This is a genomic window from Parafrankia sp. EAN1pec, from assembly GCF_000018005.1.
Taxonomy (GTDB): Bacteria; Actinomycetota; Actinomycetes; order Frankiales; family Frankiaceae; genus Parafrankia; species Parafrankia soli.
Window position 1 is genome coordinate 924,514 of record NC_009921.1, and the last position, 22,977, is coordinate 947,490.

General features: G+C 72.8%; 16 protein-coding genes. 9 read left to right on the forward strand and 7 right to left on the reverse strand.

Annotated features, from left to right (window positions below; translation table 11 throughout):
* Nucleotides 1-567 precede the first annotated feature (567 nt).
* Complete coding sequence (locus FRANEAN1_RS03860; RefSeq protein WP_347176975.1) at nucleotides 568-2,007, reverse strand: hypothetical protein; 1,440 nt, start codon at nucleotides 2,005-2,007, stop codon at nucleotides 568-570.
* Between the two features lie 687 nt (nucleotides 2,008-2,694).
* Between FRANEAN1_RS03860 and FRANEAN1_RS03865 the strand changes: the two genes are divergently transcribed.
* The gene (locus tag FRANEAN1_RS03865) at nucleotides 2,695-3,948 is read left to right on the forward strand and encodes a glycosyl hydrolase (protein WP_020458445.1); all 1,254 of its coding nucleotides are present in this window, start codon (nucleotides 2,695-2,697) and stop codon (nucleotides 3,946-3,948) included.
* A gap of 60 nt (nucleotides 3,949-4,008) precedes the next feature.
* On the opposite strand, the gene FRANEAN1_RS03870 is transcribed toward FRANEAN1_RS03865, so the two are convergent.
* Genes FRANEAN1_RS03870 through FRANEAN1_RS03890 form a run of 5 tightly spaced genes read right to left on the reverse strand, consistent with a single transcriptional unit; the run spans nucleotide 4,009 to nucleotide 8,824 of the window.
* A complete protein-coding gene (locus tag FRANEAN1_RS03870; RefSeq protein ID WP_049795891.1) occupies nucleotides 4,009-4,860 on the reverse strand; it encodes an SDR family NAD(P)-dependent oxidoreductase in 852 nt (283 codons plus the stop codon).
* Nucleotides 4,861-4,886: 26 nt separating this feature from the next.
* A complete protein-coding gene (locus FRANEAN1_RS03875; protein ID WP_020458447.1) occupies nucleotides 4,887-5,813 on the reverse strand; it encodes a hypothetical protein in 927 nt (308 codons plus the stop codon).
* Nucleotides 5,776-6,525 carry a 2-C-methyl-D-erythritol 4-phosphate cytidylyltransferase gene (locus FRANEAN1_RS03880; protein ID WP_020458448.1) on the reverse strand — a complete coding sequence of 250 codons (750 nt, stop codon included), beginning with the start codon at nucleotides 6,523-6,525 and terminating at the stop codon, nucleotides 5,776-5,778. The genes FRANEAN1_RS03875 and FRANEAN1_RS03880 overlap by 38 nt, the downstream gene beginning before the upstream one ends.
* Nucleotides 6,522-7,961 (reverse strand): DUF4910 domain-containing protein, encoded by a 1,440-nt coding sequence (locus FRANEAN1_RS03885; protein ID WP_020458449.1) that lies wholly within the window; start codon nucleotides 7,959-7,961, stop codon nucleotides 6,522-6,524. Before FRANEAN1_RS03885 ends, FRANEAN1_RS03880 begins: the two co-directional genes overlap by 4 nt.
* Before the next feature lie 20 nt (nucleotides 7,962-7,981).
* The gene (locus FRANEAN1_RS03890) at nucleotides 7,982-8,824 is read right to left on the reverse strand and encodes a sugar phosphate nucleotidyltransferase (RefSeq protein WP_020458450.1); all 843 of its coding nucleotides are present in this window, start codon (nucleotides 8,822-8,824) and stop codon (nucleotides 7,982-7,984) included.
* Between the two features lie 1,657 nt (nucleotides 8,825-10,481).
* Here FRANEAN1_RS03890 and FRANEAN1_RS43005 point away from each other — a divergent pair.
* Both FRANEAN1_RS43005 and FRANEAN1_RS43010 read left to right on the forward strand, forming a co-directional pair.
* Nucleotides 10,482-10,643, forward strand: coding sequence for a hypothetical protein (locus FRANEAN1_RS43005; RefSeq protein ID WP_347176976.1), 162 nt, complete (start codon nucleotides 10,482-10,484; stop codon nucleotides 10,641-10,643).
* Between the two features lie 487 nt (nucleotides 10,644-11,130).
* On the forward strand, nucleotides 11,131-12,396 hold the full coding sequence (locus tag FRANEAN1_RS43010; RefSeq protein WP_347176977.1) for a glycosyl hydrolase: 1,266 nt from the start codon (nucleotides 11,131-11,133) through the stop codon (nucleotides 12,394-12,396).
* 40 nt (nucleotides 12,397-12,436) lie between these two features.
* Here FRANEAN1_RS43010 and FRANEAN1_RS03905 read toward each other — a convergent pair whose 3' ends face one another.
* On the reverse strand, nucleotides 12,437-12,850 hold the full coding sequence (locus tag FRANEAN1_RS03905; protein WP_041253668.1) for a MerR family transcriptional regulator: 414 nt from the start codon (nucleotides 12,848-12,850) through the stop codon (nucleotides 12,437-12,439).
* 402 nt (nucleotides 12,851-13,252) lie between these two features.
* On the opposite strand from FRANEAN1_RS03905, the gene mfd reads away from it, so the two are divergent.
* The 6 genes from mfd to FRANEAN1_RS03935 all read left to right on the forward strand — a co-directional run bounded on the left by mfd (nucleotide 13,253) and on the right by FRANEAN1_RS03935 (nucleotide 22,973).
* Nucleotides 13,253-16,819 carry a transcription-repair coupling factor gene (gene mfd, locus FRANEAN1_RS03910; protein WP_020458453.1) on the forward strand — a complete coding sequence of 1,189 codons (3,567 nt, stop codon included), beginning with the start codon at nucleotides 13,253-13,255 and terminating at the stop codon, nucleotides 16,817-16,819.
* 58 nt (nucleotides 16,820-16,877) lie between these two features.
* On the forward strand, nucleotides 16,878-17,633 hold the full coding sequence (locus tag FRANEAN1_RS03915; RefSeq protein WP_020458454.1) for a SurA N-terminal domain-containing protein: 756 nt from the start codon (nucleotides 16,878-16,880) through the stop codon (nucleotides 17,631-17,633).
* Nucleotides 17,634-17,638: 5 nt separating this feature from the next.
* Complete coding sequence (locus FRANEAN1_RS03920; protein ID WP_020458455.1) at nucleotides 17,639-18,949, forward strand: nucleoside triphosphate pyrophosphohydrolase; 1,311 nt, start codon at nucleotides 17,639-17,641, stop codon at nucleotides 18,947-18,949.
* 39 nt (nucleotides 18,950-18,988) lie between these two features.
* Nucleotides 18,989-20,944, forward strand: coding sequence for a signal peptide peptidase SppA (gene sppA, locus FRANEAN1_RS03925; protein ID WP_020458456.1), 1,956 nt, complete (start codon nucleotides 18,989-18,991; stop codon nucleotides 20,942-20,944).
* A 333-nt stretch (nucleotides 20,945-21,277) separates the two neighbouring features.
* Entirely contained in the window at nucleotides 21,278-22,561 is a 1,284-nt protein-coding gene (gene eno, locus FRANEAN1_RS03930) for a phosphopyruvate hydratase (protein ID WP_020458457.1), read from the forward strand.
* Between the two features lie 7 nt (nucleotides 22,562-22,568).
* Complete coding sequence (locus FRANEAN1_RS03935; RefSeq protein WP_020458458.1) at nucleotides 22,569-22,973, forward strand: septum formation initiator family protein; 405 nt, start codon at nucleotides 22,569-22,571, stop codon at nucleotides 22,971-22,973.
* Nucleotides 22,974-22,977 lie beyond the last annotated feature (4 nt).

Genomic DNA, 22,977 nt, shown 5'->3' on the forward strand with positions numbered 1-22,977 from the left:
GCACTGACGGCAGCAGGCAACACAGACACCACAGAGCCGGCCGCCGCCCCGAGGTACGAAGGACGGGCGGCGGTCAGGCCCCGCCAGGCACGGCAAGAGGCACCACCCCCCAAGGCCCGGGACCCACGGGCGGCGGGGATGCTGGACCGCCCCTCGCTGTTTCCGCCCGGGAACCCGCCGGTCCGGGCTGGGAGATACGCACGCCCGAAACGATCATGCTCAGGCCGGCGGGGGCAGGTCGGGGCGGCGCAGGCACAGGACGGGCCGGGCCTGGGCGGCGCTGACCCGGGGCTAGGGCGGCGTAGGCCCAGGGCTGGGGCGCGGGCCATGCGCGGAAGCGGGTGAATATCTATCGCTTCCGGCCTTCTCCGTGGTCCACAGCGCCCCTACGCCCGTTGCCGGCTCGATGGTGCGGCCACCACGAGCCGAGGTCGATCCTGGTGTTCCGCGGAACCGGAACGCGCTCAGACCGCGACCACCCCGAACCGCAGCCGATCTTGGCGCTCCGCCAACGACGAGGAGAGACCCGGATGCTGTCGCAGTGCTAGGAGATGCCCTTTAAGGGCTTTAGGCGGAGCGCTGGGCCGGTGTCAGGCGACCGGGCGGTGGTGGTGAGCTGGGATCGGCCGGGGAGCTCTCCCGGCTTCGACTCCAGCGTTCGTCCTCCGGCGTGGCGGTGAACCACGAGACCAGCAGCATGCCGAGCGCGGTGACCACCGGGCTCAGTAGACCACCGGACAGAATGCTGTAGAAGACGATGACCGACCCGGACAATACGAACGACGGCGAACCGCGTACGAACATGGCCATGACGAACGCCAGGAACGCCACCGTCCCGATCACGCCGTACTCCAGTACCAGCTTCGGGAGGAGGGCGTAGTTCAGCGGCAGGCTGGTCTTCAGGTAGAAGGCCGCGGCGTCCCGGTCGGCGAATCCGGGGCCGGAGCCGAACAGGACCGTCAGCGGATCCTTGTCCAGCGCCTCCCAGGTGCGGGTATAGGGCTGGACGAACCGCAGGCTTCCGCTGGAGTTGTTCGACGATGTCTCGGTCGCCCGTTGGGCGAAGATATCGGCCGCCGGGGTGAAGCTCAGGATGAGGACGACGATGCTCACGCCGACCAGCGCCGTCGTGGCGAACCGGGCGCCCTTGTGTACCGACAGCAGCACCAGGGCGGCGGCCAGCAGCAGGACCCCGGTACCCGAGACCGTGGAGAGCAGGGCGAGCACGTACATCACGTACCGCCACCAGCTGCCGCCGCGCAGGACACAGACGACGATGCCGAACCCGAGGAACTGCGAGCAGAAGGACGGCTCGAGGCAGATGAAGGCGTTCGACTTGTAGATACTCGATCCGTACTGGACGGGGTAGCTGGTGTTGAACCCGTGCATCCGGAAGTCGGCCGGGATGACGCTCAGGACGTCGGTGTACTGCCAGCCCACGAGCTGGATGGCGAACTGGAACAGGGCGACCCCGGCGAGGATCGTCGTGAGGTTCACGAACCGGTCGAGCAGCTTGGGGAACAGCGCGCGCGAGTCGGCTGGGGAGAGCCCGAAGCACAACGGGATGTAGGTGCCGAAAAGCAGGATGAGCGAGGTGAGGGCCGTGTCGTCGAGCTCGCGTAGAAAGGACACCAGGCCGGCCGCGCAACAGGCGGTCATTGCGAGCAGGTAGGCGCGCAGGCGGCCGACGTTCACCTGGATGTCGCCGCGGCTCATCATCACGATCACGCCGACGATGGTGATCGGCAGGATGAGCTGGAGCTGGGCGCCCGCCACGGGGATGGCGAGCCTCTGCAGGAAGATGTTGCAGAACAGCAGGACCGTCAGGGTGTTGAGGATCCGCGCGTTCTCCGGGCGCCGGTCGGCGGCCTCCGAGGTGGGGATCACCCACGAGCGTGGAATCCTCGTGGTGAGGGTGGTGGTGACCACCAGTTCCCGCCCCCGTTTCTGCTGCGTCGGATGTCTCGCCCGCGCGGTCGTCCCCGGCCGGGACGACCGCGTCAACACCGTCGTCCACCGGGTACGGCCGGTCGCTCTCGCACTGCCGGGCCGCCTCGGGGCCGGTTGGCCCCACCCCGTTGGTTGGTACACCACCGGTTGGTCCGACCCGGGTTCATGCGGGGGTGCGGACGGAGGGTCAGTGGTTGGCGGGGTTCTTCCACCCGAGGGTCTGGTATCAGCTCGGGGCGACAGTGTATCCGTGGGCGGATTGCCCTCTCGGGTGGGCCGCTCGGGCCCTACTCCACCGGGTATCGTTAGTAAACCTCACGTGGCGTCATGGTTACGACAGGTGGTTGCGGGGGAGCGTGTCGTATTGATCTAGCGGTCCTGTGAATAATGTGCGAGTAGCAAGAGGCGCAAGGAACTGACCATGATGCGTACCTCGCCGGGGAACCGGTCGAGCTCGCACCCCGTTGGGCGGTCAGGGGGGCAGGAAACGGACGTCTCCGACGACGTGACCGGCCCGTTGGCCGAGCCGATCGCCTCGGGGTACAGGTGCCGCCCGTTCGTCGGGAGGCGAGCGAGCAGGCCTAGCGGCGGGCCGGATACAGCCAGGTCGGTGTGGCCACGTCGGCGCGGGCGTGGCCGAGGCGGAGCACGACCGGGATCGCGGTCACTGTGGTGCTCCGTCGACCGCACGTAATCAGACAGTCACCAGGGCGCGGGCGGCGCGTCGTCGACGGAGGTGGGGGCGTGGAACATCGCCGTGGGGATGCCGGCGACCCAGGTTCTTCGTCCGGCGAGGGGCCACCGCGGGACTCGTCCGACGACCACGCCGGCGGCGGCGCCACCGTCCCGACGCCGCGGGCCGGTGGCCGTCGCGGCCCGGGCTCCAAGTGGGCGGCGGATCCCGCCGGCGGCCAGCCGGGGCGCCGGCGCCGCGTCCTGCTGCTCGGGGGCATCGGCGCGGCGATGGCCGTGGTCCTGCTGGCGGTCGGGATCGTCGTGCTGACCGGTGGGGAGGACGAGCCCCCGACCACGCATCCGACCAGCGGCGGCGTGAGCTGGGTCTCCGGCGCGAACGCCAACCCGCCGAACGACCTCGCCGGCTGGGAGAAGTGGATCGGTCGGCCCACCGACATCGCGATGGTCTTCACCGCCCGGACGAACTGGCAGACCATCACCCAGGCCGACTGGCCGATGTCCGACTTCCGCCCCGAGACCTACCCGGGCAAGCTCTCCGTCGCCCAGCCGCTGTTCCCGCAGAACGGCAGCGAGGCGGCGTGCGCCCGCGGGGACTACGACAGCCACTGGCGCGACTTCGGCACCACGATGATCCGTAACGGCCGGCCGGACGCCATCGTCCGCCTCGGCTGGGAGTTCAACGGCGACTGGTTCTGGTGGCATCCCCGCGACACCGTGACCTGGAAGACCTGCTTCCGGCGGGCGGTCACCGCGATGCGGTCGACCGACCCCCAGGTGAGGATCGACTGGAACATGACCGCGCACCGGGACACCATGGTCAACGGCGACAACGTCTGGGACGCCTACCCCGGCGACGACGTCGTCGACATCATCAGCATCGACGCCTACGACTCCTACCCGGCGTCGCCCACGCAGAAGATCTTCAACAGCCAGTGCAACCGGGCCTCCGGCGCGTGCTCGGTGGCGGCGGCCGCGCGCAAGCGCGGCAAGCAGTTCGCCGTCCCTGAGTGGGGCCTGGTCCGCTCCACCGGCGGCGGCGGCGACAACCCGTTCTACGTGGAGAAGATGTACGAGCTGTTCGTCGCCAACCGCGACATCCTGGCCTACGAGGGCTACTACAGCGCCTCACCGGCCGAGACCGAGAACGTCGGCTCGTCGCTGCACAACCCGACCGCGAACCCGGAGAGCGCCAAGCGGTACCTCGAGCTGTTCGGGCCACGGGTGAGCGCCGCGCAGGCCGGCGCCGGGACCTCGACCCCGGCCGGAGCCGCCCCCCTGGCCGGCGACCCCGGCTCCTCCTGACCACCCGCTCCGCCCCGTGGCTCAGCCGGGGCGGAGCCGGTCCGGCCTCCGGGGATCGGGTCAGTAGCTCTTCTTGGCGGGGCGCAGGTGTAGTTCGGTGATCTCGGCGGTGCGCGGGAGGCGGGTCAGGTAGGTGACCAGGTCCGCCACATCGTCGGCCTGGATCAGCAGCTCGGGCCGGTAGGGCCGGCCCTCGCGCAGGAAAATGGTCTCCTGGCGGGGCGTCGCCGTCCGGCCGAGGTGGAGGGTCACCACCCGGATGCCGTCGGCGTTGACCTCCTGGCGCAGGCTGTCCGCGACCGCCCGCATCGCGTGCTGGGTGGCCGCGAACTGGCTGGTGCCGGCACCCGCCCGGACCCCCTGCGACGAGTTCATGACGATCACGTCGGCGCCCGGTTCCTCCGCCGCGCCCGACGTCTCGGGCGCGCTTTCCGATGCCGCCGCGCGCAGGGCGGGGAGCAGGCGCTGGGTGAGGGCGAACGGGCCGCGGACGTTCGCGGCGTACTGGGTGTCGAAGTCGTCGACGGAGGCGTCCTCGACCCGGGAGGTGAGGTAGCCCCCCGCGCTGTGGACGAGGAGGTGCACCCGGCCGTACCGGCTGGCGGTGTCCGCGGCGAACTGGTCCACCGCTGCGGTGTCAGTCAGGTCCAGGCGCACCGGCACGAGCGTCCCGGCGCCGGAGGCCGCGCCGTCTGTCGGGTTGGCCGCGCCGTCTGTCGTGTCCGCGCCGGACTCCTTGGCCAGGGCGTCCAGGCGGGCCTGGTCGCGGCCGAGGGCCAGCACGGTCGCGCCGTCGGTGGCCAGGCGGGCGGCGACGGCGCGACCGATGCCGCTCGACGCGCCCGTGACCACCGCGATCCGACCGGCCAGCAGGCGCGTGTTCCCGGCCGCGCCGGCCACCCGGCCCGCCAGCGGGCCTGTGTCCTCGTTGGCGGCTGTCACGCGGTGGTCTGGGGTTCGTAGACGAGGATCGCGTCCGGCAGCGGGGGAGCGGTGTCGTAGCTGAGGCAGATGTCCTCGGGGATGCGACTGAGGTCGGTGCCGCGCAGGTAGTCGCGCATCGTCGTGCCGGTGCACTCGGAGTCGACGTTCACCGAGCCCACGTGGTTCACCACGTCGTCGTAGTGCACGGTGCGGAAGTCGATGCTGAACCGGGTGCGGCCGGAGGTGTTCGGCACCGAGGAGTGGAGCTGGTTGCCGGAGAAGACCAGCATTCCGCCGGGCGGCGCGACCACCCGCGTCTGCGGGAAGATCTCGACCTCCTCCTCGGGCTTCGGCTGCACGCGCGTGTCGGACTTGATGTGCTTGGCGGCCGACGCGCGGTTCGTCTTGTTCCACTCGTAGTAGTTGTAGGTGCGCGAGCTGTTCTTGACTCCCTGCGTGAGATAGCGGGGATGGAAGGCCAGCCCGTTCTCCGGGACGATGTCGAAGATCGGCATCCACCAGTTGAGCTGGCAGAACGGCGCCGAGTACCAGGTGTCGCGGTGCGGGTGGAAGGCGTAGGCGATACCCGAGGTGAGGTAGTCGTCGCTGGTGGACGTCCGCAGCCGCGGGACGTCGAAGTAGGTCTTGCTGATGTCGCAGCCCAGCTCGGCGAGCATCGCCGGCAGGAGTTCCTTGCAGGTCGGGTGGTGGATGAAACGCGGCTTCAGGTCGGCGAGCAGGGCGGCGTACTCCTCGACGGGCATGTGGTGCTGCGCCGTCTCGGGGTCCAGGTCGCCGAAGGCATCCCGGATCAGCTCGCGGGTGAACTCGACGAATGCCGTGGTGCTGGGCCGCGGCGAGTAGACGAACAGCTCGCCCGCGTACAGCTTGGCTCGCCTTTCGTCATCGGACAGCGCTGAGTCGAGCAGCACTGTGCTCATCGGGTTCCCCCTCGCTCTGGACGTGGATGAGAAGCAGCCGGGCGATCTCGAGCTCTTCCGGCGTCGTGACGTGGATGTTGGCCGGTTCGCCGGGCAGCACGACCACCCGTCCGCCGGCGTCGGCGACCATGGCGGAGTCCTCCACGGCCTCGACCGCGCCCGCGTGCGCGGCGCGCAGGGCGGCGGCGCGGAAGGCGTGCGGGGTCTGTACCAGCCGGTGCGTCTCGCGCGCCAGCGAGGCCCCGGTGACGAGGTCCGGGCCGCTGGCCAGGACCCCCTTGACAACCTCGGTGAGCGGCAGGCCGGGCACGGCGCCGTCCGCGCCCGCACGCACCGCCGCGACGACCGAGCGGTACAGCGCGGCGGTGGCCAGCGGGTGCGCGGCGTCGGTCACCACGATCACCTCGGCCTCGGTGGGGACGGCGGCCAGCCCGGCCCGGACGGACTCGGCGCGGGTGGCGCCGCCGGCGATGGCGCGCACGCCGTCCGGCGGGGCCCACCGGTCGAGCAGGGGCGTGGGGAGCACCACGACGACCCCGTCGCAGGCGGCCGCGGCCGCCCGGACGGGATGCGCCACGAGCGGGAGCCCGCCCAGGTCGGAGAACTGCTTGGGTCCGCCGAACCGGGTGCCGCCACCGGCCGCCAGCACGATCGCCCAGGCCGGCCCGCCGGGAGCCGATCGAGCAGGTTGAGCCGATTCCGCCGAACTCACCTGATCACTACCGCGGGTTCCGGCGCGGCGGCGACGGTGCCGGGCGGCGCGACCGTGGCGGGAGCGGCGATGGGAGCGGTGTCGGGCGAGTCGACGGCCGGGCCGTCCTCGGTGAGCAGGCCGACGCCGGCCAGCGCGTCCGCGGCGTTGGCGACCGCGTCGAACGGCAGCTCGGCCCGCTCGGCGATGTCGAGCAGGGTGCGGGTGCCGTCCGCGAGGTTGAGCACCCACAGCAGGCCCATCTCGATCGACGCGCGGTTCATCGTCGCGCCGATCGAGCGGTACAGCCCGCGCCGGCCGAGCTGGGGCTCCCCGTAGGGGGAGGTGTTGCGCCAGACCCGGTCGGCCTCGCAGATCTCCATCGTCCGGTTCAGGATGGCGAACGAGTCCCCCAGCGACTCCGGCGTCACGAAGTCGATGTTGTCGGCCGACGTGTGGTACTCCGGGTACTCGCCGTGCTGGCTGCGGCCGAACCGGCCCACCGGCAGGTCGAAGCCGGGCGAGCAGAACTGGCGCTCGTCGTAGCCGTAGGGCGAGAAGCCGACAACCCGGTGCGGACGTCCGGTCTCGGCGAGCGCGCGCGTCGCCGCCCGGTCGACGACCGCGTCGCCGCGCCGGCTGCGCTTGTAGGTCGGCGCGCCGCGGTCACCGAGGCCGGTGAGCACCAGGCCGTGCCGGATGCGCCCGACCGCGGCCGGGTTGCGGGCCAGCCAGGTGATCGAGCCGATCGTCCCCGGGATGAACAGCAGCCGGTAGGTGAACCGGCGCTCCCGCGCGGCCAGCGCGGACGCCAGCTCGGCGGCCACGGCGATGCCGGAGGAGTTGTCGTTGGCCATCGCCGGGTGGCAGGTGTGCGTGGTGACGAGGAACTCCTCGTCGGTGGCCCCCGGCAGCACGATCTCGGCGTAGGTCAGCGACCCGTCGGTGAGCGAGGTGTCGATCTCGACCTGGTACTCGCCGTCGGGCAGCGCCGCGAGCTGGCGGTCGGTGAGGCAGAAGCCCCACGCGTCGTTGTAGTAGGACGTCCGGTAGGGGACCCAGTCGGGCCGGTCCGGCATCGAGTACAGGTGCTGGCGCAGCTCGCGCAGCGGCATCCTCGCGCGCACGGGTGTGCTGTAGCCGAGCAGGTGCAGGGGGTTGTCGGCGACGTCGAGGACGACCCGCCCGTCCGGCCCGACCAGCCGGGCGCCGGCGACGTTCCACTCCCGCGGGACCGTCCAGTCCAGCACGGGCGTGCCCGACGGCACCTCGTGCACGGTGAACGGGATCTGCGCGGGCAGCGCCGCGCGCACGAGGTCCAGGGTGGCGCGCACCCCGCTGCCGGTGATGGAGCGCATGGGGGGCATGAGGGCGGAGACCAGGTCGTGCAGGCGGCGCCCGACCGCGTCGATGCCGGCGGTGGTCATGGGCGCGGTACTCAGGGGCGTGGTACTCATGGGAGCGGCGTCCGGTTCCGTCAGTCGGCCCAGACGCGCCACGGCGCCGTGCCCGCGTCCCACAGCTGGTTGAGCTCGGTCCAGTCGCGGAAGGTGTCCATACCCATCCAGAACCCCTCGTGGGTGTGCAGGGTGAGCTGGTTGTCGCGGGCGAGCTGCTGCAGCGGGTGGCGCTCGAGCATCGTGGACGGGTCGTCGTCGAGGTACTTGTCGACGAACTCGCGCTCGAAGACGAAGTAGCCGCCGCTCACCCAGCCGGTCGCCGGGGGCTTCTCGGCGAACTGGGTGACCGCGTTGCCCTCGGTGACCAGCTCGCCGTAACGGCTGGACGGCCGCACGCCGGTGACCGTGCCGATCCGGCCGGACCGGATGTGGTCGCCGAGGACGTCCGCCACGTTGATGGCGCCGACGCCGTCACCGTAAGTGATCATGAAGCGGGGGCCGGTGAGGTACTGCGCCACCCGGCGCAGGCGGGCGCCCGTCCCGGTGAGCAGTCCCGTCTCGACGAAGGTGACCTCCCAGTCCTCGTCGCCGGCGGTGTTGTGGAACTGCGGTGTGTGGTCGTCGGCGAGCTTGAGCGTGAAGTCGGCGACCTGCTGGCGGTAGGCCAGGAAGTAGTTCTTGATCAGGTCGCTCTTGTAGCCGAGGCACAGCACGAACTTGCGGAAACCGTAGTGCTCGTAGGTCTTCATGATGTGCCACAGCACCGGCTTACCGCCGATGTCGACCAGGGGCTTGGGGAGCTTCTCGCTGGCCTCGCGCAGCCGGGTTCCCATGCCGCCACAGAGGATGACGACCGGAATGTCGCGCGGGTCGACGCTTGCGGCATCCGTCGAGAGAGCTCGGGTTGTCTCGGTGGTCAAAGCTGTCGCGTCTCCCGTGTCAGTGCCCCGGCGGGCCCGGGGGCGGATGGCTCGGTGCCGGATGGCCAGGTGCCGGAGGCAGAGCCGGTGCGGGGCTGTGACGGGGTCCGTGCCACTGGCCGTACCGGCTCACCGGCTCCGCCGGTGCGTACCGGCCGCGGGAGGGGTCGTCTCCCGCGTCGGGCGCTGGCCGGTGCGGCCGTCCGTTCCCGACGGCGGGCCCGGTTCCCCTCGGACTCGGCCGGTGCGGCTCCTGCCGGCCGGCACGGTTGCCAGCCGCCGGAGTGTGAGGATGTGCAGCTCGCGACGCCCGTCACCTGTCGGGGACGGACGTGCGGTGTCCTCCAGTCGGTCCGCGGAGTTTCCTGGTCCACTGTTGTGTGATCGCGTATTCGCGTGTTCTCCTGCGCGTTGATCGCGTGTACGCGTGACGGCGGCCAACCGCCGACCTGAGCGCCGGGCGCGACGCGGCAACGGTACCGTACCGCCCCTTCCGTGCCGGTCCACGGTCCCGGAGTACCTGGTCAGCATGGGCGGGTCGGACCCCGCCCACCCGGCCGGACGGCTCTGTCGACGTTGACGTGAGTGCCGGTGCGCGGGGCTCTTCCGCGGTCCCTTTGGCACCGGTGTGCGTCGTCCTTGTTACGGTTTGCCGGATGTCCTGGGATGAAGGATGCGGTCCGTCGTCTCCATGTCATCCCCCGGCCCGCGCGGTCGCTGGCCTCGGCGCGCCTATACCGTTGTCTTTCTCTACGTCGGCCGGGAGGTAAGATCCGTGCTCTCGGCCGTACTTTTTACCTTTAGTAAACGGCTCAACATGATTCAGGCCCTGGTTCGGCGGGACGACGCACTCGGGGGTGGATCCCATGCCGCCTGACGAGTGGCATGGCCACGGCCTCGGCCGCCCCGATCTGACCCGTGAGAGCCGGGCCGACGTGCCGACCGGTGAATGGGTCGTCGACGACGGCCCCGCGGGCACCCGGCCGGCGTCCGACTGGTCGATCGGGGTCTATCGGCGCGGTGACGAGGTTCCGGGGCCCGGCCCGGCTACCGGAGCGACGGCCGCCACCGGCGCCACCGGCGCCACCTCCGCCACCTCCGCCTCGCCGCCCGCTGGAGCGGCCGCGGTTCCCGCCCCTCCCGCCCAGCCGGCCACCGGCAGGGCTCCCGGCTCACCTTTTGACCCCGAGATGCTCTCCTCCCGGCGCCGGCCGGCGCGCCGCCGTTCGCCGGCCGCGCCGATCGCCCCCTACCCGGAGGGCCCGGCCTACCCGGGATCCGCCACGCGCGGCGAGTCCGGGGCGCGCGGCGAGTCCGGGGCGGAATGGCCCGATGACCACGAGTCCGGCCAACGCGGACGGGGCCACAGCGGGTCCCGGCGCGATCGCGACTCCAGATGGGACGTGCCCGGATGGGACGCCCCCGGATCCGACCGTCCTGGCCCCGGCGAGGGCGAACAGCGCCAGCGTCAGCCTGAACGGCACCGGTCCGGACCCGGCCGGCCCGCGGGTCGCGGCGCCGGTGAGCCCACGTCGGGGTACGGCGAACCCGGCCACGGCCACGGGCGCGATCCGTACCGTGGCGCGGAGGGGCGTCCCGGCGCGGCGGGGCACTGGGATGAGCCGGACTGGGCCGGCGAGCCCTCCCGTCCCGCCCCGTGGACCCCACCGCCCTTCGAGGCACCGTCATCCTCGGCACCGCCCGCACGGGTCCCGCCGCCGGCGGCACCGCCGTTCTCGGCACCGTCGTTCTCGGCACCGAGCTCGCGGGTGCCGCCGCCGCCGTCGGAGTCACCGTCCTCGACGTGGCCGCCCGGTGATCTCGCCACCCAGCGTTTCCAGTGGCGAGACTGGGAAGGTGAGCCGCGGCCAGGAGGACCGAGGCCCACCCGGCCGGGCGGGGAACGCGCAGACGAGACGATGATCCTCCCGCCGTCCCGGCCGGAGCAGGGCGCGCGCGAACGCGGGGACCGCGACCGGCAGAGCCGACGGTCGGGCCGTGACCAGCGGAACCATCAGCCGGGCCGTGCCCCCCGCGACCAGCCGGACCCTGATCGGCGCGGCGACCAGCCGGGCCTTGACCGACGTGACCGGCCCGGCCGGGATCGGCGGGGCGATCAGCCGGAGCGGTCGCGGCGGGGGCAGGAGCCGGCCGGGCGGGCGCAGGAACATCCGGAGCGGCCGCGGCAGCGGCGTTCGGCCACCGACCGCGCCCGGTCCGATCGCGCCCGGTCCGATCGCGCCCGGCCTGACCGCGCCCGGTCCGAGCGCTCGCGGCCCGGGTCCGCCGGCGGGCACGTCACCGGGGTGCTGCCCATTGCCGACCCCGTCCGGGACGGGCGTGGTTCCGCGCAGCCGCCGCGGACCGAGCCGGCGGCCGACGCATCGTTGCCACACCGGGTCACCGACTGGATCATCGAGCACTGGGGCGCGAAGCCTGGGCGGCACCCGTACCTGCCAGTGGGCCTGGTCGCCCTGGCGGCGGTGCTGGCCCTGGTCGCCTGGATGCTCGGGCCGGCCCAGAACAGCCCGGCGAGCGTGGACGCGGCCCCGGTCACGCCGACTCCGTCCGCCGCACCCTCGCCTGCCGCCGTGCCGCCGCCGGCACCCGCCTCGGTCGAGCCCGCCCCCGGATCCGGCGCGGTCGCCCCGCCATCGGGGCAGGTGACCCGCGTGGCGCGGGCGGCGACCGCGGGGAGTTTCCCCAGCGGGGTGGCCGCGCACACGGTGGCGGAGGCGACGGCGTGGGCGCAGTTCCGCGGCCGGCCGGTGGACGTGGTGGTCACCTACACGGACCGGAACAGCTGGGACGCGATCGTGAACCCCTGGATCGGCCGCAGCGCGTCGACGTTCTCAAACTTCGCCGGCACCCTGGTCATCAGCGTTCCCCTTTTTCCGGATGAGGGCCCGGAGCTGGGAAATCTCACCGACTGTGCCGCTGGTGACTACGACGCGAAATGGCGCCAGTTCGGCCGGTGGCTGGTCAGCGAGGGCCGTGGGGACTCGTTCGTCCGCCTCGGCTGGGAGTTCAACGGCGACTGGTTCGCCTGGCGGGCCTCAGCGAGCCCGACGTCCTACGTGCAGTGCTTCCGCAACGCCTCGGCGTCGATCAAGGAGACGAGCCCGAAGGTCCGCATCGACTGGAACATCAACGCCCACGGGCCGCGCAGCGCCTTCGCCGTCTACCCGGGCGACCAGTACGTCGACGTCATCGGCATCGACAGCTACGACCAGTACCCGCCGAGCCCGACCCTCAGCGCCTTCGACGCCCAGTGCGACGCCACCGAAGGCCTGTGCCAGGTGATCAGTTTCGCCCGCCGGCACAACAAGCTGTTCTCGGTGCCCGAGTGGGGTGTGGTCAGCCAGCAGAACACCAAGGCCGGCGCCGTCGGCCAGGCGGGCGGGGACAACCCGGTCTACATCGAGCGGATGTACAGCATCTTCGAGCGCAACGCGGACATCCTCGCCTACGAGGCGTACTTCAGCGACGACGTCCCGGGCAACGTCCACTCGTCCCTGCTCAGCCCCAACCGCCACCCACGCTCGGCGGACACCTACAAACGACTCTGGTAGCACCCACCCGCGACCCCGGGCCGCGGCGTGCGGCCGCCGGTCAGGTGGCGCCGGAGCGGCCGGCGTCGTCGTGGAGTCCGCCGACGAACGCCTCGGCCACCTGCACCTGCTCGCGCAGTGTGATCAGCTTCTCCTCGGCGAGGGCGACCCAGGTGGCCAGCCGGGCCTGGAGCTCGGCGCGCCGTTCGGCGGGCAGGTCCGCCTCCTCGAGCTCGTCGCGCAGCACGAGCAGGGAACGCATCTCCTCCAGGGTGAAGCCGAGCGGCTTCATTTTCTTGATCAGGAAGAGCCGGTCGACCGCGTCGTCGTCGTAGAGGCGGAAGCCGCCCACCGTCCGACCGACCGGCATCAGGAGCCCGGCTTCCTCGTAGTACCGAACCGTGCGCAGGGACAGCCCGACTCGCTCGGCGACATCACCGATCTGGTGGACGTCACGGCGTCGCGTGGTGGACAAGTCGACCCTTACGTCAGCATCTGTCGCCGGTGGCAAACCGGGCGTCTGACGACTGTACGTCGATCCGTGACACGGCGCCCGCATCTCGATCGGACGCCCTGCCGTAGGCTGGTCATATCGACCCCGCCGCCCGGGAACCTCGCCGGGGACGGCTGCATCCGGGACGCCTCCGCACCCAGGGTGGCTCCGTATCCGGGGGTTCCGTCGCCGCGGCGGTGTGGTCCGCGGGGTGCCCGTCCGGGTCGGTGCCACATCCGGTAGTGCGCCGCGTCCGGGGTACATCCTCTCCGGTGCCCAGCGGGGTGGTCGTCCCGCCGGCGGAGGTTGTCCTCATCGCCGTGGCCGCCGCGTAGTCCGTCGGCACCGGATTCGCTAGCACTGGAGAGGCACGGGACGGATCAGATGACCCTCGCGCCGCTGCTCGACGCCCTAGTCGCCCGCCCCGGTGGTGATCCAGCGCTGACCCGCGCGCTGGGCTCGCCGGACGAACCCGTCCTCGACCTGGCCGGGCCCGCGGCGCTGCGCCCGTTCGCGGCGGCGGCGATGGCCCGGGCCGGTCACACCGTCCTCGCGGTGACGGCGACCGGCCGTGAGGCCGAGGACCTGGCCGACGCGGTGGGCAGCCTGCTGGGTTCCGAGCGCGTCGCGGTGTACCCGAGCTGGGAGACGCTGCCCCACGAGCGGCTCTCGCCGCGGGCGGACACGGTGGGGCGCCGGCTGGCCGTCCTGCGCCGGCTCGCGCACCCGGGCACCGGCGGTGCCACCGGTGCGGGCCCGCTGGCCGTCGTGGTGGCCCCGGTCCGCTCGGTGCTCCAGCCCCAGGTGGCCCGGCTGGGTGAGCTGGCCCCGGTCGCGCTGGCGAAGGGGGACACCGCCGACCTCGAGGACGTCACCGCCCGCCTGGTGGGCATCGCCTACCACCGCGTCGACCTGGTCGAGCGGCGCGGCGAGATGGCCGTCCGCGGCGGGATCCTCGACGTCTTCCCGCCGACCGAGGAACACCCGCTGCGGATCGAGTTCTTCGGCGACGAGGTGGACGACATCCGCCGCTTCTCCGTCGCCGACCAGCGCGCGCTGCCCGCGGAGGACGGCGAGCCGGCGGCCGAGCTGTTCGCGCCGCCGTGCCGGGAGCTGCTGCTCACCGACGAGGTCCGGGCCCGCGCGGCGGAGCTGGCGCGGGAGCACCCGCAGCTCGTCGACATGCTTGACAAGATCGCCGAGGGCATCCCGGTGGAGGGCATGGAGGCGCTCGCGCCCGTGCTCACCGACGAGATGACCCTGCTGCTGGACGAGTTGCCGGCGGGCTCGCGCGTGCTGGTCTGCGATCCCGAGCGGGTGCGCACCCGGGCCGGCGAGCTGGTCCGCACCAGCCAGGAGTTCCTGGACGCCTCGTGGAGCGTCGCGGCGCTCGGCGGCGGGGCGCCGATCGACCTGGGCGCGGCGACCTACCGTTCGGTCGCCGACGTCCGGGAGCGGGCCGCCGAGCTCGGTATCCCCTGGTGGTCCGTCAGCCCGTTCGCCTCCGAGCCGGGAGCCGGGGCCGAGGGTGAGGGTGGGGACACCTTCGGTGACGACACCGTCGTCGCCAGCCTGCGGCCGGCCACGGCCTACCACGGGGACACCGCGCGGGCCACCGCGGACATCAAGGGCTGGCTCGCCGACTCCTGGCGGGTGCTGCTCGTCACCGAGGGCCACGGCCCGGCCGAGCGGCTCGTCGAGATGATGCGGGAGGCCGATCTCGGCGCGCGGCTGGCGGCCGACGCCGAGCTCGCCGCGGGGGTCGCCGTCGTCACCCAGGCCCAGCTCGGCGCCGGGTTCGTCAGCCCCACGCTGCGCCTCGCCGTGCTCACCGAGACCGACCTCGCCGGCGCCCGGGGGGTCACCACCCGGGACATGCGCCGGATGCCGAGCCGGCGGCGCAAGGGCATCGACCCGCTCGCGCTGAGCGCCGGCGACCTCGTCGTGCACGACGCCCACGGTGTCGGCCGCTACGTCGAGATGGTCACCCGCACGGTGGCCGGCGCCAAGCGCGAGTACCTGCTGCTCGAGTACGCCCGCGGCGACCGCCTCTACGTGCCGACCGACCAGCTCGAGCAGATCAGCCGCTACGTCGGCGGCGAGGGCCCGAGCCTGGACCGCATCGGCGGCGCCGACTGGGGCAAGCGCAAGAGCCGGGCGCGCAAGGCCGTCAAGGAGATCGCCGGCGAGCTGATCCGGCTGTACAGCGCCCGGATGGCCGCCCCCGGCCACGCCTTCGGCCCCGACAGCCCCTGGCAGCGTGAGCTGGAGGACGCCTTCCCCTTCCGGGAGACGCCCGACCAGCTCGCGGCCATCGACGAGGTCAAGGCCGACATGGAGAAGCCCGTCCCGATGGACAGGGTGATCTGCGGCGACGTCGGCTACGGCAAGACCGAGATCGCCGTCCGGGCCGCGTTCAAGGCGGTCACGGACGGCCGCCAGGTCGCCGTCCTCGTCCCGACCACGCTGCTCGTCCAGCAGCACTTCCAGACCTTCGCCGAGCGGTACGCGCCGTTCCCGGTCACGGTGAAGGCGGTGAGCCGGTTCAACGCGCCGTCCGAGCAGCGCGCCGTGCTCGACGGCCTCGCCAACGGCACGGTGGACGTCGTCATCGGCACGCACCGTCTGCTCTCCAGCGAGACGAAGTTCTCCGACCTGGGCCTGGTGATCGTCGACGAGGAGCAGCGCTTCGGCGTCGAGCACAAGGAGCACCTCAAGAAGATGCGGACCGCGGTCGACGTGCTCACCATGAGCGCCACGCCGATCCCGCGGACGCTGGAGATGTCGATCACCGGCATCCGGGAGCTGTCGACGATCGACACCCCGCCGGAGGAGCGCCATCCGGTGCTGACCTCGGTGGCGCCCTACGAACCGCGCCAGGTGACCGCGGCCATCCGGCGTGAGCTGCTGCGCGAGGGGCAGGTGTTCTTCATCCACAACCGGGTGGAGAGCATCGACCGGGCCGCCGCCGCGCTGCGCGAGCTGGTGCCCGAGGCGCGGATCGCCACCGCGCACGGCCAGATGAACGAGGACGCCCTCGAGCAGGTCATGGTCTCCTTCTGGGAGAAGAAGTTCGACGTCCTGGTCTGCACGACGATCGTCGAGTCGGGCCTGGACATCTCGAACGCGAACACGCTGATCGTCGAGCGGGCCGACAACTTCGGGCTCTCCCAGCTGCACCAACTGCGCGGGCGGGTCGGCCGGGGCCGTGAGCGCGCCTACGCCTACTTCCTGTACCCGGCGGACCGGCCGCTCTCGGAGACCGCGCACGACCGGCTGGCCACCATCGCCCAGCACAACGACCTGGGCGCCGGCATGGCCGTCGCGATGAAGGACCTGGAGATCCGCGGTGCCGGGAACCTGCTCGGCGGCGAACAGTCCGGCCACATCGCGTCGGTCGGTTTCGACCTGTACGTCCGGATGGTCGGCGAGGCCGTCGCCGAGTACAAGGGCGAGGCCGAGGAGCCGCCGGAGGTCAAGGTCGAGCTGCCCGTCGACGCGAACCTGCCGCACGACTACGTGCCCAGCGAGCGGCTTCGGCTCGACGCCTACCGCCGGCTGGCCGGCGCGGTCTCCGACGCCGACATCGCCGAGGTCCGCGGCGAGCTGACCGACCGGTTCGGCCTGCTGCCCGAGCCGGTGGAGAACCTGCTCGCCGTCGCCGGCCTGCGGGTGCTCGCCCGCCGGTTCGGCGTCACCGAGATCACGGTGGCCGGCCGGCAGGTCCGGTTCGCCCCGCTGGAGCTGCGGGAGAGCCAGACCCTGCGGCTGACCAGGCTCTACAAGGGCGCGGTGGTCAAGCCGGCCATGCGCACGGTGCTGGTGCCGGCGCCCACCGAGACCGGCCGGATCGGCTCCCGGCCGCTGCGCGACCGTGCGCTGCTGGCCTGGGCCGGCCAGTTGCTGGAGGCCGTCGCCGGCGACTCGGTGGCCGCCGCCGCAAGTCGGTGAGGGCCGCACCGGATAGCCCTATACCGTTCAAGCCCGGCGAGCGGATACGGTCAGCACCGTGAAGTTTCCGCGTCTTCTGGCCGGGCTCGGGCTCGTCGTGCTCACCGGCATCTCAGGTACCGCATGCACGACGCACGCCGGGGCTGCCGCGCAGGTCGGGTCGAGCACGATCGAGACGTCCACGGTGCGCGGGATCGTCGACCGCGGCTTCGAGGCCGTCTCGGCCGTCCCCGCCCAGCAGGCGGCGCAGAGCCTGGACCGGGCCGAGCTGCAGCGCCGCACGCTGACCACCCTGGTGCAGCTCCAGGTGCTCGAGTCCGAGGCGGACCGCCTCGGGGTCACGCTGAGTGGCCAGGACGTCGACGCCTACTACCAGGCGTACGCCGTCCTGCAGTTCGGCAGCGTCGAGGCATTCGAGACGCGGGCCGCCGCGGCCGGCTTCGCCAAGGAGGACGTCGGCGTGATCGTGCGCACCGGGGCGCTGGAGTCCGCCATCGGTGACAAGATCGCGCCCAACACGCTCGCCTCGGTGGCCGAAGCCCGCACGCAGTACGACAGCATCGTGGCGCAGGTCGGCAAACTTCCGCTGACCTTCGAGGCGGCCCGTCCGTACCTGCAGCGCTTCCTGGCCACCGACCAGCGTGCGGTCAAGCTCCGCCCGCTGCTGACCGAGGCCGCCGACCGGGAGCACGTCTCGATCAACCCGCGCTTCGGCTCGTGGGACGACAAGCAGTTCGCCGTGGTCTCCGCCCCCGGGACGATCGCCACGACGGCCGCGCCGGAGTCCGCGCTCGACCTGACACTGGGCTCCTGACCGGCGTGACCACCCGCATCACCCTGGTCTCGACCAGCGCCCGCGTGGCCCCCGGCCTGCTCACCGCCGCGGCCTGGGACGTGCTCCGCTCGGCCCGGGTCTGGACGGCGAGCCCGGAGCATCCCCAGGCCGCGGCGCTGCGTGAGGCCGGCGTCGGCGTCTCGGTGCTGCGCCCCGCTCCGCCGTCCGAACCCGGCGTGGGGCTGTCGGCCGAGGCCGGTGTGGTGCCGTCGGGCCGGGCGGAGGCTGATCCGGTCGCCGAGCTGCGGGCGGTGGCCGGGCCGGGCACCCATGTCGCGTGGCTGCTCGACCCGGTCTCGCCGACAGCCGCCGACCGCGCGCTGCGCGCCGCCCTCACCGACCAGGACCACCCGGCGGAGCCGGGGGCCGTCGTCGAACTGCTCGTCGCCACCCGCGAGCTGCCCGGGTCGGCGCTGCTCGACGCGGTCGCGGTCATGGACCGGCTGCGCTCGCCCGGCGGCTGCCCCTGGGACGCCGAGCAGAACCACGTCTCGCTGGCCCCCTACCTGCTCGAGGAGGCCTACGAGGCCTACCAGGCCATCGAGGACGGGGATCTCGCGGAGCTGCGCGAGGAGCTGGGCGACGTCCTGATGCAGGTGCTCTTCCACGCGCGGATCGCCGCCGAGTCCGGCGGGGCGGGCTGGGACGTCGACGACGTCGCGGCCGGGCTGACCGCCAAGCTGATCCGCCGCCACCCGCACGTGTTCGGTGACGTCGCCGTCTCCGGCGCGGACGACGTCGTCACCAACTGGGATGCGATCAAGGCCCAGGAGAAGGGCCGGAAGTCGGTGACGGAGGGTGTGCCGCTCTCCGCGCCGGCGCTCTTCCTGGCCGCCAAGCTGCTACGGCGGGCCGCGAAGCTCGGGCTCCCGCCGGAGCTGGCCCTTCCCCGCCCCTCGGCCGACAGCGGCGTCGGGGATGCCGGGGCCGGTCTACCCGGCCTCGTCGCTGCGCTGGCCCGGGAGGTCGGGACCGCTCGCCCGGGAGATCGGGCGTCCGCTGATCAGAGTGACGGTCCTGGTACCGAGGCGGGCACCACCGCCGAGGAGCGGATCGGGGACCTGCTGTTCGCCGCGGTCGTGCTGGCCGGGGAGGAGGGGGTCGACCCGGAGACCGCGCTGCGCGCACGGGCCCGGCTGTTCCGGGACACGCTGGCCCGGGCCGAGCACGCCGCCCTCGCCCGCGGCGAGGAGCCCCGCGGGCTGGCTGCCGACATCTGGCGATCACTGTGGGTGTCCGCGAGCGTTCCCCCGGGTGGGCCGGCAGCCACGGACGGGCCTGTGCACGGGGCCTGATCGGCAGTCGCCCGCGGGGCGCTCGTCTAGCCTCTGAGCATGGTTGGAACGCCCAGACAGGTGGTCGCCGACGTCCAGCGGATCGCGCGGCGGCGCAACGCCCCGATCGTGCTCGAGCTCGACCTGACGTCCGATCCGGTCGAGGGCGTGCCCACGGACCCGCTGACGGCGGCGGTCTCGCACCGGCGGACCGGCCTGCGGGAGATCGTCGACGGGCTGCGCCGAGCGGCTCGGGACGAGCGCGCGAGCGTCGTCGTGGCGCACGTCGCCGCCTGCGGGATGCCGCTGGCGCGGGTGCAGGAGATCCGGGACGCCGTCGCCGAGTTCCGGGCCTCCGGCGGGGCCGCCTACGCCTACGCGGACACCTTCGGCGAGTTCGGCGGCGGCACCGTCGCCTACTACCTGGCCTGCGCGTTCGACGAGATCTGGCTCGCGCCGCCCGGTGACCTGGGCCTGACCGGCGTCGCGATGGAGACCCCGTTCGTGCGCGACGCGCTCGACCGGCTCGGTGTCACCGTTGAGATCGGCCAGCGCCACGAGTACAAGAACGCGGTGAACACGCTGGTGGAGCGGGACTTCACCCCCGCCCACCGGGAGGCGCTGGCCCGCATCGTCGACTCCAGCGCCGAGCAGATCGTCGCCGGGATCGCGCAGAGCCGGGGCCTGTCGGCCGACCAGGTCCGGCGCATGATCGACATCGCGCCGCTGGCCGGCCACGTGGCGCTCTCCGCCGGCCTCGTCGACCGCATCGGCTACCGCGACGAGATCTATGAGTACGCCCGGGAGCGAGCCCGCGCGCTGGCCGGCCGGGACCCGGGCGATGACGCCGGGGAGACGGTCGAACCGGTTCTGAGGTACGTCTCCGCCTACCGGCGGGCGGCCGTCCGCAAGGCCGAGTCGCCGGTGCGCCGCGCCGGGTCGTTCGCCTCGTCGCTGCCGGCGACGATCTTCCTGCGCGAGTCCGGCCGTTCCCGCACGGGAACGGCCGGTGGTCCCGGGGACGAGAGACCGGCCGGCGCGGCGGGCCCGTCGCGGGCGGGCGCGGACGTGGTGCCGCCGGAGATCGATCCGCACACGTCGGTGGTGGCGCTCGTGCACGGCACCGGGCCGGTGGTCCTCGGCGGAGCCACGATGCCCTTCTCGGGGCCGGTGTTGGCCGCCGACGCCGTCACGGCAGCGTTCCGCGCCGCCGCACGTGATCCTTCTGTGGCCGCCGCGGTCTTTCGGGTGGAGAGCCCTGGAGGCTCCTATGTGGCCTCGGACGTGGTCCGTCGGGAGATCGAACGGTTCCGATCCACAGGCCGTCCAGTAGTGGTCTCGATGGGCTCGGTGGCCGCGTCGGGCGGGTACTTCGTCGCGCTCGCGGGGGACGTGATCGTCGCGAACCCGGGAACGCTGACCGGGTCCATCGGTGTCTTCGGTGGCAAGCAGGTCGTGCGCGACCTGTTCGACAAGGTCGGCATCGGCTTCGGCGCCGTCGCCGCCGGCGAGAACGCGCTGATGATGTCCCCGCGCCAGCCGTTCACCCAGGCCGGGCGGGCGAAGCTGGACGAGTTCCTCGACCGCGTCTACGCCGACTTCGTGGACAAGGTCGCCCAGGCCCGCCGCATGTCGCACGGCGACGCCCACGAGCTCGCCCGCGGCCGGGTCTGGACGGGCGCCGACGCCCACCGTCACGGTCTGGTGGACGAGCTGGGCGGGCTGGCCCACGCGATCGACCTCGCCTGGGCCCGGGCCGGCCTGCCGGCAGGGGAGACGCCCAGGGTGCGGCTCACGCCGAAGTCGTCGGTGTTCGACCGGCTGCGCGCGCCGAAGTCCAGCGAGGAGCCGGCCGCGGCGTCCGCGCTGGCACCCGGGCTGGGCGCCGGGCTCGCCGGCCTCGGGCTGCGCGGCGCGCTGCTCGTCGGCGAGCGGCTCCTGGGGGCTGGCCTGGCCCGGGCGGGCCTGCCGGGTGCCGGCCCCCTGGTGATGCCGCCGGTCGGCGAGATCCGTTAGTCCCGCGGGGCCCGGCCGGGCAGAACGCGCGCTGGTTGCGCGACCCCGGAGCGTGATCGGGGTGCCACGCTGGCGGCGGGACGTCCCCGCGTGGCGCGACCGGGAGGCGACGCGGTGGCGCGCGGGCGGCGGTAGTCTCGCACCGACCGGTTCGTCCGGACGGCGCCGCTCGTCCCCGTGCCCCGGGTCCGCGCCCGCCGGGCTGCCGCGGCGGATCCCCGGTGCCCGTCCGTCCGCCAGAGGTCGTTTCTGTCCGCCAGCAGATGTCTGTCCGCCAGCAGATGCCGTCCCGCGCCGGTGCCCCGGTCGCGTCTCCATCGAAAGGTCGTGCCCGTGCCGTCCATCGAGGCTGTCGGAGCCCGTGAGATCCTCGACTCCCGAGGCAACCCCACCGTCGAGGTCGAGGTCGTCCTGGAGGACGGCACCCTCGGCCGCGCCGCTGTCCCGAGCGGTGCCAGCACCGGTGCCTTCGAGGCCGTGGAACTGCGCGACGGCGGTGACCGCTACGGCGGCAAGGGCGTCACGAAGGCCGTTGAGGCGGTCATCGGCCGGATCGGCCCCGCCATCATGGAGCTGGAGGCCACCGAGCAGCGTCTGCTCGACGCGACCCTGATCGACCTGGACGGCACGCCCGGCAAGTCCGCCCTCGGCGCGAACGCGCTGCTCGGGGTCAGCCTCGCCGTCGCCAAGGCCGCCGCGGCCTCCAGCGGCCTGCCGCTGTTCCGGTACCTGGGCGGCCCGAGCGCCCACCTGCTGCCGGTGCCGATGATGAACATCCTCAACGGCGGGGCGCACGCCGACACCAACGTCGACATCCAGGAGTTCATGATCGCGCCGATCGGCGCGGGCACGTTCGCGGAGTCGCTGCGCTGGGGTGCCGAGATCTACCAGGCGCTCAAGAGCGTGCTCAAGGGCCGTGGCCTGGCCACCGGCGTCGGCGACGAGGGTGGCTTCGCCCCGAGCCTGCCGACGAACCGGGAGGCGCTCGACCTGATCGCCGAGGCGATCGACAAGGCCGGCTTCGGGCTCGGCGACGACATCGCGCTGGCGCTCGACGTCGCCTCCACCGAGTTCTTCGCCGACGGCTCCTACACCTTCGAGGGCAGCGGCCGGTCGGCCGAGCAGATGATCGACTACTACGCGGACCTGGTCGACTCCTACCCGATCGTCTCCATCGAGGACCCGCTCGCCGAGGACGACTGGGCCGGCTGGACGAGCATCACCACCCGGCTTGGTGCCCGCGTCCAGCTCGTCGGCGACGACCTGTTCGTCACCAACCCGGAGCGGCTGGCCCGCGGCATCGCCGAGGGGGCGGCGAACGCGCTGCTGGTGAAGGTGAACCAGATCGGCACCCTGACCGAGACCCTGGACGCGGTGAACCTCGCGCACCGCAGCGGCTACCGCTGCATGATGTCGCACCGCTCCGGCGAGACCGAGGACACCACGATCGCCGACCTGGCCGTGGCCGTCGACTGCGGCCAGATCAAGACCGGCGCCCCGGCGCGCAGCGAGCGGGTGGCGAAGTACAACCAGCTGCTGCGCATCGAGGAGGAGCTGGACGACGCCGCCCGGTACGCGGGAGCCGGCGCGTTCCCGCGGCGGACGACCACCGGCTGAGCCGACCATGCCCGTCCGGCGTACCGCGCTGACGACGAGGGCCACGCTGCTGGCCGTCGTCATCTGCGTCCTGGTGTTGACCCTGGCCTATCCGTTGCGACTGTACCTGCAGCAGCAGGCGAAGATCTCCGAGCTCACGCGGGCGAACGCGCAGCGCCAGACCAGGGTCGACGACCTGCGCGCGGAGGTGGCCCGTTACGACGACCCCTTGTGGGTGGCGGACGAGGCGCGCCGCCGGCTGCACTTCGTCCTGCCCGGGGAGAAGTCGTACCTGATGCCCACCGCGCCGCATCCGACGGCGAAGCCCGGAGCGGACGCGGCCAGTGGCTCCGGCGACCAGTCCTGGTACGGCCGGCTGTGGTCACAGCTGGACAAACCGCCGGCTACTCCGACTCCGGCGCCGCCCTCGTGAGCGG